Annotated in this window: 12 protein-coding genes; all 12 read left to right on the forward strand. The window is 55.7% G+C overall.

From position 1 onward, the window contains the following. Window positions 1-31 precede the first annotated feature (31 nt). The 12 genes from W02_RS18250 (at window position 32) to W02_RS18305 (ending at window position 18,335) form a co-directional block, all read left to right on the forward strand. A complete protein-coding gene (locus W02_RS18250) occupies window positions 32-550 on the forward strand; it encodes an RNA polymerase sigma factor (RefSeq protein WP_173050323.1) in 519 nt (172 codons plus the stop codon). Continuing rightward, window positions 547-1,518, forward strand: coding sequence for a FecR family protein (locus W02_RS18255; RefSeq protein ID WP_173050325.1), 972 nt, complete (start codon window positions 547-549; stop codon window positions 1,516-1,518). Before W02_RS18250 ends, W02_RS18255 begins: the two co-directional genes overlap by 4 nt. 362 nt (window positions 1,519-1,880) lie before the next feature. Beyond that, complete coding sequence (locus tag W02_RS18260) at window positions 1,881-4,397, forward strand: TonB-dependent siderophore receptor (protein WP_173050327.1); 2,517 nt, start codon at window positions 1,881-1,883, stop codon at window positions 4,395-4,397. Between the two features lie 98 nt (window positions 4,398-4,495). After that, on the forward strand, window positions 4,496-5,014 hold the full coding sequence (locus W02_RS18265) for a sigma-70 family RNA polymerase sigma factor (RefSeq protein ID WP_173050329.1): 519 nt from the start codon (window positions 4,496-4,498) through the stop codon (window positions 5,012-5,014). Next, window positions 5,011-6,000: a FecR family protein gene (locus tag W02_RS18270; protein WP_173050331.1), complete on the forward strand. Its 990-nt coding sequence runs from the start codon at window positions 5,011-5,013 to the stop codon at window positions 5,998-6,000. The genes W02_RS18265 and W02_RS18270 overlap by 4 nt, the downstream gene beginning before the upstream one ends. 253 nt (window positions 6,001-6,253) lie before the next feature. After that, window positions 6,254-8,737, forward strand: coding sequence for a TonB-dependent receptor (locus tag W02_RS18275; protein ID WP_173050333.1), 2,484 nt, complete (start codon window positions 6,254-6,256; stop codon window positions 8,735-8,737). Between the two features lie 113 nt (window positions 8,738-8,850). After that, window positions 8,851-9,363 (forward strand): sigma-70 family RNA polymerase sigma factor, encoded by a 513-nt coding sequence (locus tag W02_RS18280; RefSeq protein WP_173050335.1) that lies wholly within the window; start codon window positions 8,851-8,853, stop codon window positions 9,361-9,363. A gap of 85 nt (window positions 9,364-9,448) precedes the next feature. After that, window positions 9,449-10,501 carry a FecR family protein gene (locus tag W02_RS18285; RefSeq protein WP_173050337.1) on the forward strand — a complete coding sequence of 351 codons (1,053 nt, stop codon included), beginning with the start codon at window positions 9,449-9,451 and terminating at the stop codon, window positions 10,499-10,501. Window positions 10,502-11,165: 664 nt separating this feature from the next. After that, window positions 11,166-13,634: a TonB-dependent siderophore receptor gene (locus tag W02_RS18290; RefSeq protein WP_173050339.1), complete on the forward strand. Its 2,469-nt coding sequence runs from the start codon at window positions 11,166-11,168 to the stop codon at window positions 13,632-13,634. Window positions 13,635-14,031: 397 nt separating this feature from the next. Further along, entirely contained in the window at window positions 14,032-14,547 is a 516-nt protein-coding gene (locus W02_RS18295; protein ID WP_173050341.1) for a sigma-70 family RNA polymerase sigma factor, read from the forward strand. Window positions 14,548-14,635: 88 nt separating this feature from the next. Beyond that, on the forward strand, window positions 14,636-15,637 hold the full coding sequence (locus W02_RS18300) for a FecR domain-containing protein (protein ID WP_173050344.1): 1,002 nt from the start codon (window positions 14,636-14,638) through the stop codon (window positions 15,635-15,637). A 127-nt stretch (window positions 15,638-15,764) separates the two neighbouring features. Then, complete coding sequence (locus tag W02_RS18305) at window positions 15,765-18,335, forward strand: TonB-dependent receptor (RefSeq protein WP_173050346.1); 2,571 nt, start codon at window positions 15,765-15,767, stop codon at window positions 18,333-18,335. Window positions 18,336-18,403 lie beyond the last annotated feature (68 nt).

Genomic DNA, 18,403 nt, shown 5'->3' on the forward strand with positions numbered 1-18,403 from the left:
TTGTGGCATTCCGTCTTCCGCAATTGCGTCTATGAGCACATCCTCTCCGTCCGATCTCGAAGGATTTTTTCAGGACTATCAGTCCGAGTTGCTTGCGCGATTGAAACGTATCGTCGGCTGTGCCGATACCGCCGCGGACCTCGCACAGGAGACATATTTGCGCCTGATGCGCACGCCGCATGTGAGGGACATTGCGCATCCGCGTGCCTACCTGCATCGCATCGCGACGAATCTCGCGCTCGATCATCTTCGCAAAGAGAAATTGCGCCTGCCTCTGCATGCCACTTTGGAAGATGCGAGCGTCGTCCCCAGCAGCGCACCGGCGCCGCTCGATGAGATTTACGGCAAGCAGCGGCTGGCCGTGTTCCAGGATGCATTTCAATCTCTGGAAGCAACGACCCGCAACGTGCTGTGGCTGCGCCGTGTACAGGGCTGCTCGCATGAAGTCATCGCGGATCGGTTGAAATTGACGAAGCGGCAAGTGGAAAACCATCTGGCGAAAGCGCTATATCATTGCCAGAAGGCCCTTGACGATGAGGCAGGGGCATGATGCTGGTTACTATGGCAGAACCCAAAAGGGATGTTCTCGAAGAAGCCACCGAGTGGTTTGCTCGATTGGATTCAGGGGACTTTACGCAGGAGGACATTCAACAGTTCGAAGCGTGGCGCCTGAAGAGTCCGGCACATGACGCCGCGTTCGAGCGTGTGCAGCGGACGTGGGCCGCACCGGACATGGTCATGGCACTTGAGCCCTTCTCTCCGGAGGTCGAACCGGTTCGCCGCAACCGGCTTTCTTTTCGCTCGACGCGATGGCTCCCTGCTGCGAGCATCGCGGCGTCGGTCCTGATCGCTGGCCTATGGTTCATGGGCGATCCCATTCTCATGGCATTGCGGGCCGACGTTCTCACGTCAGTGGGCGAGCAGAAAACCGTTCGACTGCCGGACAAATCTTCAATGATTCTCAACACGAATACGGCCGTCGTCACTCATGTCGATGGGAAGGAACGCCGCGTCGAATTACTGAAAGGCGAAGCGTTCTTCCAGGTGCAGGCCGATCCGAATCGTCCATTTACCGTCCAGCATGCGGAACATCAGGTACAGGTGCTGGGGACCGAGTTCATCGTGCGAGAACGGCAAAAAGAAACGACGGTCACAGTTGTCAAAGGGCTCGTGCGGGTGTCGGGATCCGTTTCCCAGTCGCGTGAACTAATCCCAGGGCAGCAAATCTCTATTGGCACGGACGGCGAGCTTGGGCCGATTCGCGACGTGGCAGCGACCGATGCGATGGCATGGACACGCCGGCGATTGGTCGTATCGGATACCCCTCTTTCCGACGTGATCGCTGAAATTCAACGGTATCATCCCGGATACGTGCTGATCTGGAATGACGAGATTCGATCGATCCGTGTCACGGGCATCTACGATCTCGCAAACACGGCGGAGACGTTGAGCATCCTCGCCAAGACGCTGCCCATCCAGTTGGATAAGCTCACCGACCGCTTCATCATCCTCCGTTAGGACAGGATGCTGAAAAGGTCCGCCAGCTTTGTTCTCGCGTCGTTCAGAAGCTCAACGTGCAGAAGGACGCTCTTGAGGAACGGAACCTATCCGCTCGCATGTGATCGGAGCGAGCGGATCAAGCGAAGCTTGGTATGTACCTCCTCGGACCTTCGCTCGCTGAAGGCTTTTTTGAGCATCCTGCTGGCTCTCTAAAAATCTACTGCCTCAAAAATATTTTTTCTTCCGTTCCCGGATTGTCCCTTCCCATACGTTAACCCACATAGCAGGCATGGGAGGGTCAGGCGAAGAGCCGCATGCGATCCGACGCGGGCGCATGATTGAACTCCCATACATCGGGCGACGAATTGAGGAGGCTTCTTGTGAACAGAACGCCAGCGGGTCGGTCTGCCTTCGACAGACCGGCCGTTCTTCGAGTCATAGCGGTGATCGTGCTGCTGAGCATGGTGCTGGTCGGACATCCGTCGCATGCACAACCGGCTGATGCCTACGACTTCGATATTCCTTCGCAGCCGCTGGATCAGGCCTTGAAGGCGTTTGCCGAAAAGACCGATCTGTTGTTGAGCTATGAAGCCGGCATGACGGCAGGACGCCGATCGGCGGGCGTTTCAGGCCGTTATACGTCTGAAGAAGCCTTGCGACGCTTGCTGAGCGGTACCGGGCTGGACTATCGCTTTGCGAACGACAAGACCGTGACGCTGCAGCCCGCTGACGGTTCGATGATTGTGCCGATCATTCCGCCACCTTTGAGTGAGGCGTCCAGTGCGGAACTCGGCGCAGTTCAGAAACCTGTGAAAGTGCCAGAGATTCTTGTAAAAGACGTCCGCGAGCGGGACAACGATACGAAATCGTATGTGGCCGAGGAGGCCAGTACAGCGACGAGAACCGATACACCTATTCGGGATGTGCCGCAATCGATTCAAGTCATTACAAGGAAGGTGATCGAGGAGCAGCGGGCGTTTCGTCTCGCTGAGGGGCTGCAAAATGTATCCGGTGTTATCACAAACCGTCCATCACAAGGACTTAACGATTCCTTTCTGGTTCGTGGGTTTGCCGTCGATACGCTCTACCGCAATGGACTTGTTGATCCTGCGAATATCCTGGTTGGAACAGACAGCTATAACCTCCAACGGCTGGAGGTGCTAAAGGGACCAGCATCAGTGCTCTATGGTCAGAGTGATCCGAGCGGCATCATCAATGTCGTCACCAAAAAACCTCTTGCGGATCCCTACTACTCGACCAATGTCATGTTTGGCAGCTACAATTTTTACCGGACCGAACTCGATGCAACCGGTCCACTCAATAGCAAAAAAACATTGCTGTATAGAATCAATGTGGTCGGACAGAAAGCTGAGAGCTTCGTGGACTATGTCAAACGGGATTTGGTAGCCGTGGCGCCAGCTCTCTCGTGGCTTATCGATTCACGCACAACTTTGACCGTGGAAGCGGAATATATGCGGCGATGGGTTCCCTCGTACAACGGCGTCCCGGCATTGGGAACTGTGCTCCCCAATATCAATGGCGAAATTCCCCGCAACAGAAATACTTCCTTGGGAGAAGCGGAGCGGCAGGAGCGGGCGATGACTCGGGTAGGCTACGATCTGACTCACCAGTTGAACAACAATTGGGCCATTCGCAACGCCTATCGTTATACAGTCTTCGAGGGCATCAAACTCCTTGATGCTTTCCCGCTTGCCCTCGCACCCGATCAGCGCACTCTCTCCCGTGCTGGAATCGATATCGGCAATTCTGCAGGATCCATGTGGCACCGCCACTTTCATAATACGTTTACGAATCTGACCGGGCACTTCGATCTGCTGGGAATGGACCATCGTCTTTTAGCCGGGATCGAGCTACGGCAGGACAAGACAGATCCTAGTCAAGGTTCATCAAGAAACGCTCCAGACTTGGATATCTTCGCACCAAATTATTCCCTGACACTGAGCGGCCCCACGGATTCATTTCTCATCAAGTCCGACATGAAAGCCGCTGGCGTGTATCTTCAAGATCTGATGGCCATCTTGCCGAATCTCAAATTCTTGGGCGGTGTCCGCTTTGACTACGTCCATCAGAGCGTCAATCCGACCGAGGATACGCTTGCCAACTCCGACGATACAGGTATTAGTCCTCGACTCGGCCTCGTATACCAGCCGATCGAACCAGTGTCCCTATACACGTCATGGACTCGAGGCTTTCTTCCCAATGCACCTAACAGCATCAATCCGAACGGTCAATTATTCAAACCGGAACGGTCGACGCAGTACGAAATGGGGATTAAATCATTTTTTCTCAATGATCGTATTTCTACCACATTGGCCTGGTATCACTTGACGAGAGAAAATCTGCTGACGCCGGATCCAACGCTCGGTGGACTGGGGTTCATGGTTCAGACCGGCGAGCAGCGGAGTCAGGGAGTTGAATTCGACGTGACAGCCAGTTTGACTGATGGATGGAACATAATCGGTAGCTATGCCTACACTGACGCGGAGGTGACAAAGGACAATGATGTGAATTTGCTGAACAAACGTCTGGCTATGGTTCCCTATAATAAGGCGACGTTGTGGTCTACATATTTCTTCCAGGAAGGGACTTTAAGCGGCTTCGGCGTCGGTGGTGGAGTATTTGGTTACACGCGAGGTAATGCTTCGATTTTTGGTTCGCAGGTCAGTGTGCCTGGTTATGTCAGAGTGGATGCAGCCCTCTACTATAATCACGACTTGAAGGCGGGCAATTGGCTCCATGCCAAGCAGGTCAATATGGCGGTTAACTTCCGCAACATTTTCGATCAGGGGTATATCGAGACCACCTTTAACTCTACTACCCAGTTTTTTTTCGGCGAGCCGCGTACCGTCCTGGCTACAGTCGGATTGAAGTTCTAACAAACTTATTTGCAAATCCGGAATCTAAACATGGTTTTCCTGCCGTCTTTGTGTCTAACTGGCGCCGTCGATCCGCACACCAGTGGATTGCAGCGCCCATGGACGATCAGCACTCATTGCCGTTGCCGGCCACGATCGAGCGGCACTACAGCGAACTCACGGCTTTCCTGACGCGCAAGCTCGGCTGTCCGACGTTGGCGGCGGAGCTGGTGCATGAAGCCTATATCCGTGTTCGAAATGTCGGGACAAAGGCGTCCATCGACAATCCGTTGGCCTACCTCTATCGCATCGTGCACAATCTCGCCAAGGATCATCGCCGTGGCTTGCTGCGCCGCGCATCTCACATCAGCGATGAGTCTGTCCCTGAGAATATCGCGGACGAGCGTCCCAATATCGAAGTCCATCTCGACGAACAGCGGCGAATGGCGATGCTTCAGCAGGCGGTGAACGAGTTGCCGCCGCGCTGCCGCGAAGTCTTCGAACTCAGAAAATATCACTCGATGGAGCAGGACGCGATTGCGGAGCATCTGGGCATCTCTCGCAGCATGGTGGAAAAGCACCTGAGGAAGGCTTTATTGTATTGCCGTCAACGTGTCCAGGAACTGAGCGGCTCATGATCGTGAGCGACGACCGGAAAGACACCGAGTTTGCCGATGAGGCGGCGCAGTGGTTCGTGCGGCTGGATGCGGGACCGCTGAACCCGGATGAGCAGCGTGCGTTCGATGCGTGGCAAGCACAGAGTCCGAAGCACCGGCAGATGTTCCAGGAAATGACCGATCTCTGGAGCAGCTTCGATCGGTTGCCGGAGAACAGGTCATCACTTCCGGCAAGCACTTCGTCCGCGCGTCTGTCGCTGGCAGCCGACAGGCGCGGCCGCTCCTTCTCACGCTGGGCAAGTGGTGCTGCCGTAGCCGCATCGGTCGGATTGTGCCTGTTCTGGCTGGCCGGCGAATGGCCGGTCATGACGGCCGACTACCGGACATCCGTCGGCGAGCAAAAGACCGTGACGCTTGCCGATGGCTCGATCGTTCATATGAACACCTCTTCGGCGCTCTCGGCTGATTTTACACCCGGGGGGCGCCACCTCACCTTGATCAAGGGCGATGCCGTGTTCGACGTCGCGCCGGACGCGTCACGGCCATTCCGTGTCGAGGCGGGAGGTCTCAGGGCCACGGCGCTGGGAACGCAGTTTTTTGTACACCGCGAAGGCAGCCATGTATCGGTGACCGTACTGGATCATCGTGTGGCGGTGGCGACGTCGAGCGCCGATGGTCAGTCGAACGTGACATTGGAACCGGGTCAACAGATCTCCTATGAGCCGTCGCAGGGCTTGAGTCACATTCGCGAAGCGGATCTTCGAGCTGCCGTGGCCTGGCGCCGGGGCAAGATCATCTTCGAAGGGGAGACGCTCGGGACGGTCATCGACCAGTTGAACCGCTACCATCGAGGAAAGATCGTGATCGTCGATCCCGGTCTGCGAAATATGCGAGTCAACGGCGTGTTTCAGACCGCCGACCCCATACAAGTCATTACAGCTTTGGAAGAAACGCTGCAGATCAGCTCTACGCATTTGACGGACTACTTCATCTTCTTGCATCGGTAGGTCCTCGTCAGTTTCCCGTACCTCCAAAAAAAGTTGTAACTCGGCATCCTTTTTTGGGCTGCACCGGCGTCAAAAGATATAAGCCGGTCATTCGAATGCAGGCCGGCCACGTTAGCTAGCGAACAGGCACAGGAGGAGGAACGGCATGGAAGGGGCTGTGATGGACTTGTGTGTGCGATGGCGAGTGTGGGGCAGATCTTGTGTACATGCGTTCCGAATTCCGTTGTACACGCTGTTCACGTGGATCATCACGATGGGTTGTCTTTCGGGACTGGCTTGGGCGCAGGATCAATCGGTACGGCAATTCGATATTCCAGCCGGCTCTCTGGCACCGGCTCTGAACCGCTTCGCCGACGAAACCAGTCTGCAACTTGTCTATGACACAAAACTTGCCGATGGCCGTACGACGGCCGGCATCTCCGGGAGCTACACCGTAGACCAGGCGCTCAAGTTGTTGCTTGTGGGGACCGGACTTGATTATCGCTTCGCCAACGACCGAACCGTGACGTTGCAGCAGGCCGAAGGTTCTGCGGTGATCGTACCCCCGGTCGTCGCAACAGAAGGGACTTCATCCGGAGCCGGCATGAGCTCACAGACCGGACAGAAGCCGGTCAAGGTGCCAGAGATTCTCGTGAAAGAAGTGCGAGAGCGTGACAACGACACAAAATCGTATGTGGCCGAAGAGGCGAGCACGGCCACACGAACCGATACCCCAGTTCGCGATATCCCGCAGTCCATTCAAGTGGTCACGAGAAAAATCATTGAAGAGCAGCGGGCTTTTCGACTACAGGAAGCATTGCAAAACGTCAGCGGAATCACACCTTCTTTCCCAGTCACTCAGCAATTCGACAATATTATTATTCGCGGTTTTCAAGCGAACAATAATAATTTCTTCCGGAATGGTCTATTTGATCAGTTCAATGCGCAGTCAGGTTCGGATACTTACAATATCCAACGTCTCGAAGTGTTAAAGGGGCCATCGGCGGTGCTTTATGGCTTGGGGGATCCAGGAGGAATTATCAATATCGTAACGAGCAAGCCGCTGCCTGACCCTGCGTATGCTGGCAACGTCACGTTGGGGAATTTTAATTTCTACCGGTCAGAGATCCATGGGACAGGTCCGCTCAACGCTGACAGGACACTCTTATGGCGATTAGATGTTGCGGGGCAGAAAGCTAACAGTTTCGTCGATTTCGCCAACCGTGACTTGATGGCCTTCGCGCCATCAATCACATGGCTCATGAGTCACAAAACTACCCTAACGGTACAGGCCGAATACATTAAGCGCTGGTACAACAATCTGGCAGCGCTTGGCGTACCAGTAGAAGGTTCTGTCCGACCAAACATTAATGGAGAAATTCCAAGAAATCGTTTTACAGGCTTCGGCGATTTCGATAAGAACAATCGGACCACCTATCGAGCGGGGTATGATCTCACTCATCAATTCAACAACAATTGGTCAGTTCGGAACGCATATCAATATTCCATTCTGGAAAGTGATCAAATCGCAGGATTTGGGCTGGCTTTGTTAGCAGACCAGCGTACTCTCACTCGAGGTGTAGGTACGGGAGTGGAATCTAGTCTCAATCGGCAACATCTACACAGCATGGTGACCAATCTCGTAGGGCATTTCAAACTGCTCGAAACTGACCACACGCTCTTGACTGGGGTTGAACTGAGGCAAGTCCGGCAAAATCCTGTACAGATAACGAACCGCCGGAGTCCCGCTTCAGATCCGAGTCTTCTGAACCTTGACCTCTTTGCCCCAAGCTACGGGGTGAATCCGTTAAGTGCGCCCGTCACTACGAATAATCTCTTTGCAGGGGATCTTAAGCTCGTAGGAGTGTATATCCAGGACCAGATCGCGCTGTTGTCGAATCTCAAGTTCATCGGGGGGGTACGATTCGACTATGTGTATCAGTCTTCGACATCAGGTGCGGTTGCATCGAATCCTTCCGAACAGACATCGGACAGTACAGGGGTTAGTCCGAGACTTGGACTCGTGTATCAGCCAGTCGAACCTGTTTCGCTATATACGACCTGGATGAGAGGGTACCTGCCGAATTCTCCAGGCAATTTCAATCCCGGCGGAAAGCTATTCGATCCAGAGCGGTCCACATTGTATGAGATCGGGATGAAAACATTTTTCTTTCAAAATCGTCTTTCAACAAATTTGGCTTGGTTCCACTTAACAAGAGAAAACTTGCTGACGCCTGACCCATTTATACCGGGTTTCCAAGTTCAAACCGGAGAGCAGCGAAGTCAAGGTATTGAATTTGACGTTACAGCGAGTTTAGCCGCCGGTTGGAACATAATAGCGAGCTATGCATATACGGATGCAGAGGTGACAGCCGACAATAATCCAACCCTAATTAACAAGAGGCTAGCACTGGTGCCCTATAATAAAGCGACCCTTTGGTCGACGTATCACTTTCAAGAGGGAGTCCTAAAGGGTTTCGGTCTTGGCGGAGGCGTATATGGGTATACAAGTCGCAATGCTTCGATCTTTGGGCCAGGGCAAGTTGAAATACCAGGGTATGTACGGGCAGATGCGGCACTGTACTACAATCACGACCTTCAGGTCGGGAATTGGCTAGGAGCTAAGGAAGTCAATATTGCGCTAAATTTCAGAAATCTACTCGATCAACGATATGTGGAGGCTGCTGGGAACACTACGACTTTATTTTACTTTGCGGAGCCCCGTACCGTGCTGGCCACGGTGGGGCTGAGATTTTGATCTGAAGGCCTACATTGCCAAGTTACTTGAGCTGACCGATTCTCTAGAGCGCGGCAATTTCCGGAAACTGAACATGGTCTTTTGCCCACCGGAGCTGGTAGGAATCGGATTCGATGGGCAATTCAGCCGACCATCCGCTGCTCGATCCGTTTCTCGGTTGCTATGACGAGCTGGCTCGCTTTCTTACGCGTAAGTTAGGCTGCAAAGATCTCGCGGCCGAACTTGTTCACGAGACGTATCTCCGCATCACTCGAATCGCGCCGTCTGAACAGATCGCGAATCCTCGCGCGTTCTTCTTCAGGATGGCGGCCAATCTGGCCATCGACCACCAACGCAAAGCGAGCTACCGAACCACCTGTGACATTGACGGGGAGATGCCGCTTGAAACCGCGGACCATCGCCCGACGGCTGAGGCCGTGGTCTTCGGGAAGCAGCAGGTCGACCTGTTGATACAGGCGGTCGGCGAACTGCCGCCAAAATGCCGGGAAGTCTTCATCTTGCATAAATTCAAGCACTTGAGTTATGCCGACATTGCCGAGCGTCTCGACATTTCAAGAAGCACGGTGGTCAAACACATGGTGAAGGCGTTGGACTATTGCAAACGCAGGGTCGAGGGAGACCTGTAGCAATGATGTTCGACCGGTTCTCATGCAGCCGCCATGCGTCATATAATATGAACCTTCACATGAGCCCATGCTCTGATACGGTGCCATGGCTGTGATCACGAACGAAACCGAACAAGACCGATGGCGTGAGGCCTCGAGCGAGGCATCGTACTGGATTGCCTTGTCTGCGGAAGAGATGAGCGCGGACGATACGGCCCGATTCACCGAATGGCTGGCAACCGATCCCTTACATGAACGGGCGTATCAGGACGTGGCCCGATTCTGGGGGGCGTTGGATCGCATTCCACCTGAGGATGCCCGGCAGCTCGATCAGTATGTCGAGGTGCCGGTTCGCAACCCCTCAGAGACTGTGCCGGTAGAATCTTCATCCACTACCCGTCTCCTGAGAAAACATGGTCGGACGATCAGCGGCAGGCGACTTGCTCTCGTCGCCGCTTCTATAGTGTTGGTGCTTGGAGTTTGGTGGGTCGCCGGTGCATTCCATATGACGGCGGATTATCGCACTGCCACCGGGGAATTGCGCTCTATCACATTGGATGACGGCACGCGGGTCGATCTTGGACCGCGGACTGCGCTTTCCGTCGCTTTCGATGCCGGCTTTCGTAAGGTCACGCTTCATGAGGGCGAAGCATTTTTCCAGGTGGCGCCGGATGCGGCACGGCCTTTTGAAGTCGAGGCAGGGTGGGGAAGCATCAACGCCCTCGGTACGGCGTTCAATGTGCATCGATACGCCGATCACGTGATGGTCATGGTTTCAGAGCATGCCGTGCGGGTGGCGACGACCGCCGATCCGTCGAATGGACTGCGTCTCGAAGCCGGAAATCGCGTCCGCTACGACGACACGGGTCGCATCGGAACTGCGGAAGCAGCGGATACCCGCCGCGAATTGGCATGGAAACGGCAGCGGCTCGTTTTTGAGAATCAGCCGCTGGAGGATGTCATCGAAGATTTGAATCGTTACCGAAGCGGCTGGATCATCGTCCGAGATAGCACGCTCAAGCGGCTGTCGATCACGGCCTCGGTCGATACGGGTCATCCGGATCGAGCCCTTCGCATGATTGAGGAAACCCTTCCGGTCTCGTCTCTCCGTATTACGGATCGAGTCGTACTGCTGTCCCGCGGCACCACCTTTCACTAACAGGATGCTGAAAAAGTCCGCCAGCGGCGTTCTCACTTCGCTCAGAGGCTCAACGTACCGAAGCGTATGCCTCGCCTCTTCGCTCGCTGCGGCCTTGCTGGACGGCCTTTTTGAGCATCCTGCATGGCGTACGCCTGTTATTCCAGACGTCTCGGCCAGTGCAATTCCGGCGTACCCACAGGGTTTTTTCGCAGTCTCCTAACAGGCTGTTGACAAAGTCGCTCATATCACCCACCCGCCCGGACGCGCCGAGACGCGTCTTCACCAAGCTTTGTTCTCGCGGGACACTGCCGCCTCACTATGTTGGCGGCGTTCACAGGCGTGCCGTGCCTTATTCGGCACGGCGTGAACCTCAGAGGCTCAACGTACAGCCCGGGTAAGAGCAGCTTGGACCGCTCGGGGCGGGCGGGTGAGACCTGGGAAAACGACTGTTCTCACAGTCGGTGGGCGGACGGGTAAGAAACGACCTTTCTGAACAGCCTGCAAGGCATGCTAATGATGCCCGTGACCTCAGACGCGACTCCATTTCCGAGGTCATCACGTAGTTTGTCAACACACTGCTAATTCAGAAAAAATATTTTCACCGAACTAGACCTCCCATCACGCCCATCCGTCTCAGGATGTGATGTCCAAGTGTCACAACAGGGCGAACGGGAGGTTGGTAGTGAACAATGTTGCAGGTCTGAGAGGGTCGAAGAACGGGATACGAATTGCTTCAATGAGATGGCCGGCCATCTGGGGATTTACCGTCCTCATGATGATCTGGATTGCCGCGGCGTTTGCAGAACCGCTTTCCGATCAATCGCCTCGGTCGTTTGAGATTCCTCCACAGTCGCTTTCCTCAGCCTTGCTCCAATTTTCCGAAGCGACCAATCAGGAATTGATGGTTGATGCGTCGCTGACACAAGGCCTGCAAAGCCAGGGGGTCAGTGGTGAGCATACGCCAGCGGCCGCATTATCCGCCATTCTGGCAGGGACCGGTCTGACCTATCTCTTGACCGGCAGCGGCGCCATGACGGTGATCAAAGCTCCTGTTCCTGCTGCCACCCCGGGATCTCCTTCGTCGGAACTGCCTGGCGACACGTCCCGCGCGGCAAATCAAAAACCCGTCAAGGTACCAGAAATTCTGGTCAAGGATGTGCGAGCACGCGACGACTACTCGACGTATGCGCCATCAGAGAGCACGACCGGGACCAAGACCGAGACACCGATCACCGAAGTGCCGCAATCGATTTCGATCATTACCCGCAAGGAGATGGATGCACGTGCCGTGACGAGCGTGGCCGATGCCGTGCGCTATACGCCGGGCGTTCAAGCCGAAGGGTTCGGGTTCGATAGTCGAGGCTTTGACTGGTTTTTCATGCGCGGCTTCGACGCGTTGGCAACCAACGACTACCGAGACGGCCTTCGCCAGGTGGGGAGGAATTTCACATTTTTTAGAACGGAGGCCTTCGGTTTGGAGCGAGTGGAGGTCTTGCGCGGACCCTCATCGATGCTGTTCGGGCAAGGTGATGCGGGCGGCGTCATCAATCGAGTCAGCAAGCTGCCCAGTCTCGATGCTCCGCGTGAGGTCCGATTGCGACTTGGCAATTTCGATCAGAAGCAGCTCGCCTTGGACGTGGGGGGAGCTGCGACCGACAGCGGATCGTTGTTGTACCGTTTTGTCGGCGTCGGGTTGGATACGGACACGCAAGATAGATATAGCAGCAGCAGTACGGTTGAAAATCGGCGCCTCTATATTGCGCCGTCCGTGACCTGGAACGTCACGAACAAGACTTCTCTCACCGTGCTGGGCGATGTCCTGATCAATCGCACTCCCGGGTTCAGCTTTAGCGGCACACCGCCGGATTATACGACCAACCTGCGATTTCTGACGGGAGACCCGAGTTACAGCAAGTTCAATCAGGATCAATACACGGCCGGGTACCGGTTCGAACACCGCTTCGACTCCGTCTGGACATTACGGCAGCATATGCGGCACGGGCAGGTCAACGTGGTGTATCACCGCCTCGATGGCGATGATTTGGATGCGGACGGCAGGACGATCCTTCGATCTGCCGCGAACTTCAATGATCGTCTTCAACAATACGCGCTCGATACGCAGTTGATCGCCAAGTATGACTTTGGCATCACTGAGCACACGACAATGGCAGGCGTCGATTGGTGGCGGGCCGATGCCACCACCCAGCAATACCAAGACGCGGCGCCGAGCCTGGACCTCCTGGTGCCGTTCTATGGGCAGGTGATTCCGACTCCGACCACACCCGTCATGAACATCAAACAAAACGTGCAACAACTCGGCTTCTATTTGCAGGAACAGATGAAGATCGACCGGCACTGGTTGCTCACATTGGGGCTTCGGCACGATCGAACGTCGGTCGATTCGGACGATCGGTTGACCGCAACCGAACAGACACAGCGGAACAATGCGTTCACGTACCGGGCGGGACTGACCTACCTGACCGACTTCGGGTTGGCGCCGTATGTCAGCTATACCGAGTCCTTCTTGCCGCAAATCGGTACGGATGTGAACGGTAAGCCGTTCGATCCGACGCGTGGGAAGCAATACGAAGCCGGCATGAAGTACCGGCTGTCGTCGTTCCCGGCTTTGTTCATCGTCGCGTTCTACGACCTGACCAAGACCAATGTCTTAACGCAGGACCCGACGACGCCGCTCTTCTCGCGGGAGACCGGACGAATCCGGTCACGCGGTATCGAAACGGAGGCCAAGGCTTCGCTGGCGGAAGGGTTGGATCTGACGCTCGCGTATACGTTCAACGACATGCAGGTGACCGAAAGCAATGATGTCGATCTTGGGAAGCGGCCGGTCATCGTGCCAAAACACATGGCGTCGGGGTGGCTTGATTACACTTTGCAACAAGGCCTGCTGACTGGATTCGGAGGCGGCGCGGGGGTCCGGTACATCGGCTCACGATACAACGATCTGGAAAATCTTTCGATTATGCCGTCCTATACTCTGGTCGACGCCGCTGTGCATTACAGCCGCGGCCCATGGTATTACGCGCTGAATGCGAGCAATCTGCTCAATACTGATTATCTCGCTACCTGTTCGGGGGGCTGTTATCGTGGCTTTGAGCGCATGGTCATCGCCACGGTCCGATACAGGTGGTAGAGACCAGTTCTCTCCCGGTTCAACGGCCCCCTCCACCACAGCCCGACAATTCGCGCGCGTGCTTCGTCCAGATTCGTTCACGCTGGCTAGGCATATCCCTCGCCCACTAAGAAGAGATCACAGGTGGGACGGGCAACGACCTGTTCATTTGTGTGTCCTTCTCTCAGTGAAAATTATTCCGGCTCGTTCGTCTCTTAATAATGGGCTTCCGTTGCGGATTCATGATCGATTTCTCGAGACCCAAGCTGGAAGGTAAAAATCCGGAAACCGAACATGGTCTTCTGACCAGGCTTCTGGATAGACTCCCCATCCTCAAGCGGTCCTTGCGTATCTGTGCAGGCGCCGGCGATTTGACCTTGAAAGACTAGGACCCGTCTTTTATCTTAGGAACGATTCAATGGACGACGAGCAGCAGAAGCTTGAGCTCTATCTCAATCATCGGGGCGAGCTGATCAACTATGCAGCCGGTATCGTTGGCTGCCGTATGATGGCCGAGGACGTCGTGCAGGAAGCCTATTTACGTTTTCACAGGCCGAGTGAGCGTCCGGATGTCACGACACCCGTTGGATATCTTTTTCGCATCGTCCGCAATCTGGCTGTGGATTGGGCTCGGCGCCTCGCATTGGAGCGGCGGCATGTCGATATCGTAGAGGACCCGCCGGCCGTGGCCGAAGACCGCGCGACGCCGGAAGAAACCGCGAGTCATCGGCAGGAGTTGGCGTTGGTGCTGGAGGCGCTGGCGGAGCTTCCCGACCGGACACGCCAGGCGCTGGAGATGCACCGGTTCGGCGGGATGACATTGGAGGAGATCGGCCGAAGGTTGGAAATTTCTCCGGCTCTGGCTCATGGATTGATCCACAAAGCCTTGATCCATTGTCAGGCGCGGCTACGGACGAAAAACCCTGATCGGTAGCCAGAATGAAAACAGCGGGGACATGTTCGTCGATACAGTATGAGGCGAATCGCTTTTGACGTGAAAGGGCGACATCATTCTTATTGAGATGACTGAAGAAGAAACGTCCCGGCAGGCGTTGGATTGGCTCATTGCGCTTCACGATCGGCCGGACGATCACGACATACGTGAGCGGTTCGAGGTATGGCTGACTATTAACGAGGCCAACGGAAAAGCCTGGGCCGACGCATGGCGACTGTGGAAGCTGATCGGCGAGACGCCTCCTGCGCATGCCGATGCATGGGCGCCGAGGCCGGCTTCATCGATTCAAATCGATTCACCCGCCGTCGTGCCCGATCGAGCGAACAGACGAAGCAGCCGGCATATTCGCTATTGGCGGCCGGCAGCCCTGGCAGCGGGCCTGGCGGCCTGTTTGTTCTTTGCGCTTCCCAATATTCGAATCTACTGGCACGCCGATCATCGCACGGGAATCGGGGAATCAGCTCAAGTGACGCTCAGCGACGGCAGCATCATGCATCTGGCTGCGGATACGGCCGTTCGCGTAATTCACGATCCGATGACGAGGGGAGTCGAGTTGCTCAAGGGGGAAGCATTCTTCGAGGTCAAGCCGGATTCGTCACGGCCGTTTCAGGTCAAAGCGTCCGAATGGACGACCACGGTCCTCGGCACGGCATTCGACGTCAATCTCGGTTCGCAAACGGCATCCGTCGCGGTCGAGCAAGGAAACGTGCGCGTCGACCGTACCGGTGAGGGTCCTTCAGTAGAGCAGTCGCTGGAGGTTGGAGACTGGATCAGGGTCGAACGGGGTCGCGGCGTCACTGCCCAAGGACATGGCCAACCCTCGCAAGTGGCCGCCTGGCGCCTGGGCAGACTGATCGTGAAAAGCCGGTCTATTAGTGACGTGATCGGCGAACTCGAACGTTATCATCGTGGTGTGATACTCGTGACGGATCCTCGTCTGAAAAGCCGTCTTGTCAGCGGTGTCTATGATCTCCGTCAGCCGATCGAGGCGCTGCGAGCCGTGGTCCAACCACATCGGGCCGTGGTCAGAGAAGTGACGCCGTATCTCATCATTGTCTCCGCTTCGTAGGTCAGACTCCCAAAAAGTTTGTGCGTTCTATCAAACACCTCTGAAAAAGTTCCGCGCTCGTTCGTCGCTTGAATTGAGAGCTGCACGGTGGAGTGAGCGCCGTGAAGGATTCAAACAAGGAGCGCACATGAACGTGTCCATACGAACGCACCGGCGGCTTGCCGGGACAATGATGAGAAGATTGGGCCTGCTCTGTGCGGTGTCGATGAGCATGGTCGTACCGGGCTTGGCTGCACCGAACGCGACGACTCACGCAACGGCAAAGCAGACGCTAGTCGCTCAAGCCAACGTGGCACGACCGTTCGATATTCCCGCTCAACCCTTGGAGGACGCCTTGGCGACGTTCGGTCTCCAATCGGGTCTTCAAGTGACTGTGGATTCTGCGCTCGCGTCCGGCGTGACGTCAGAGTCGATGCAGGGGAATTATGTACCGCAGGACGCCTTGCAGCACTTGCTGCAGGGAACAGGACTGACCTACCGTTTCACCAGCCCTGACACGGTCATCGTCGAGCGCGATTCCTCGTCCGGCATCGTGCCGGGCGTGATGGGAGCTGCGGCCGCTGGTGCCGCGGCAGGAGCAGCCGCTGCCTCCAACGGCGACTCTTCCGGCGGCATGGCCGGCCAGAAGCCGATCAAAGTGCCCGAGATCGTCGTAAAGGATGTGAAACATCGTGAGGAATTGCCGCCGGAATATCCGGGAGGGGATGTCGCTACCGGCGGTAGGCTCGGTGTCTTAGGGAACCGCGACATCATGGACACGCCGTTTAACCAAACCAATTACACTTCGAAAGTGATTCAGAACCAGCAGATTCGCTATATGGCCGATGTCCTCAATAACGATCCGACGGCGCGCGCGAGCGCCTCTGAATCCACCGGCGCGGACGACTTCAGCATCCGCGGATTTGCCGTTAATAACCAGGACATTCTCTTCAATGGCCTGTACGGCGTCGCACCTTCATTCTTCAACTCCATGATGGCTGAATCGATCGAACGCGTTGAAGTGCTGAAGGGGCCGTCGGCTTTACTCAGCGGAGTCGCTCCGGGCGGCAGTATCGGGGGCATGATCAATTTGGTGCCGAAGCGTGCTGGGCTCGAACCCCTGACCCAATTCACCGGCACTTATATTTCAAGCACGCAGTTCGGAGGACATGCCGACCTCTCCAGGCGTTATGGTTCGGAGAAGCAGTTCGGCGTTCGCCTCAACGGTGTCTACCGAACCGGTGACACGGCCATTGACAATCAATCTCGAGAATCTGCGTTGATGGCACTAGGGCTAGATTATCAGGGTAAGAAATTTCGTCTGGCAGCAGACCTCGGGTATCAGTATCAGAACATACAGGGCATGCGAGACTTCACGACGGTCGTGGCAGGAGTGCCAGTTCCCCAACCACCCAACGTCCGGAGCAACTATGACGGTCCATATGATTTCAGCAAGCCGACGGTCTATTACGGTACGTTGCGCGGTGAATATGACTTGACCGACAACTTGTCGGCGTTCGTTGCCGCAGGCGGCAGCGAACGGAGTACACGCTACAGCTTGGTGAACCGGACGATCATCAATCCTCAAGGCGATTTGTCAGCTGCCAACTTTGCCAGCTTGAATGCCGACCGGACGTCCGCCTGGACAGTAGAAACCGGCCTGCAGGGTCGCTTCGCCACGGGCCCCGTGAAGCATCAGATGGTCTTGGCCTACACCACTCTTCACAGGGACTGGCGGCGTGCCAGTGTCCCGATTCCCCGGCCCGCATCGAACATCTACAATCCGAATTTCGGACCGGCACCGAATTTGGCATTGCAGCCGGATCCTAATTATGGGAAACCGTTGCAAGAGGCGGTGCTTTCGGGCGCCACGTTGGCGGACACGCTCTCCATCCTCGATGAACGGGTGCAATTGACGGCGGGGGCACGTTTTCAGATGATCGACATACAGCAATTCAACTTCACGACAGGCGTCAGGACCTCCAATTACGAAAAAGACAAGGCCACACCTATGGTTGGTTTGGTCGTCAAACCCTGGAAGCACGTATCGCTCTACGCCAACTACATCGAAGGTTTGCAGCAAGGTCCTACGGCTCCACTGACTGCAGCCAATGCCGGCGAGGTCTTTGCGCCTTTCGTGGCTAAGCAATACGAGGTCGGCAGCAAGGTTGACTTCGGCCGCTTCGGCACGACCTTAGCGTTTTATCAGATTGCCCAACCGACCGGCTTCGTCAATCCAACAGCCAACATCTTTGGGGTAGATGGTGAACAGCGTCATCGCGGCATGGATTTTAATGTCTTTGGTGAGGTGACAGAGGGGGTTCGGTTACTGGGCGGCGCGGCCTATATCGATTCGGAATTGACCAAGACGCAAGGCGGGGTCAACGACGGTCACAGAGGAATAGGGGTCCCCACGTGGCGGTTAGTACTGGGCGGGGAATGGGATACACCCTTCCTTCCTGGATTTACCGTTTTTGCCCGTGGCACTCGCAATAGCTCCATGTTTCTAGATGCGGCCAACACCCAAGAAATTCCAAGTTGGGCAAGACTGGATCTCGGCGCACGCTACATGTTCCTCCAACCGAACGGAAAGCCAGTGACGATCAGGGCCAACGTGACCAACGCTCTCAATAGTGGTTATTGGGATAGTAACACTTTCGGCCAACTGACATTGAGCGATCCACGAATATTCTGGCTGTCGGCGACCGTCGATTTCTGAGTCGTGCTCCGGAGTCCAGCCACGGTTTAATCGCTGACTTGCTCAGGCCTCTAGAGGTTCCTTTTCCG

It is taken from the genome of Nitrospira sp. KM1, assembly GCF_011405515.1.
In the GTDB taxonomy this organism is placed as follows: domain Bacteria; phylum Nitrospirota; class Nitrospiria; order Nitrospirales; family Nitrospiraceae; genus Nitrospira_C.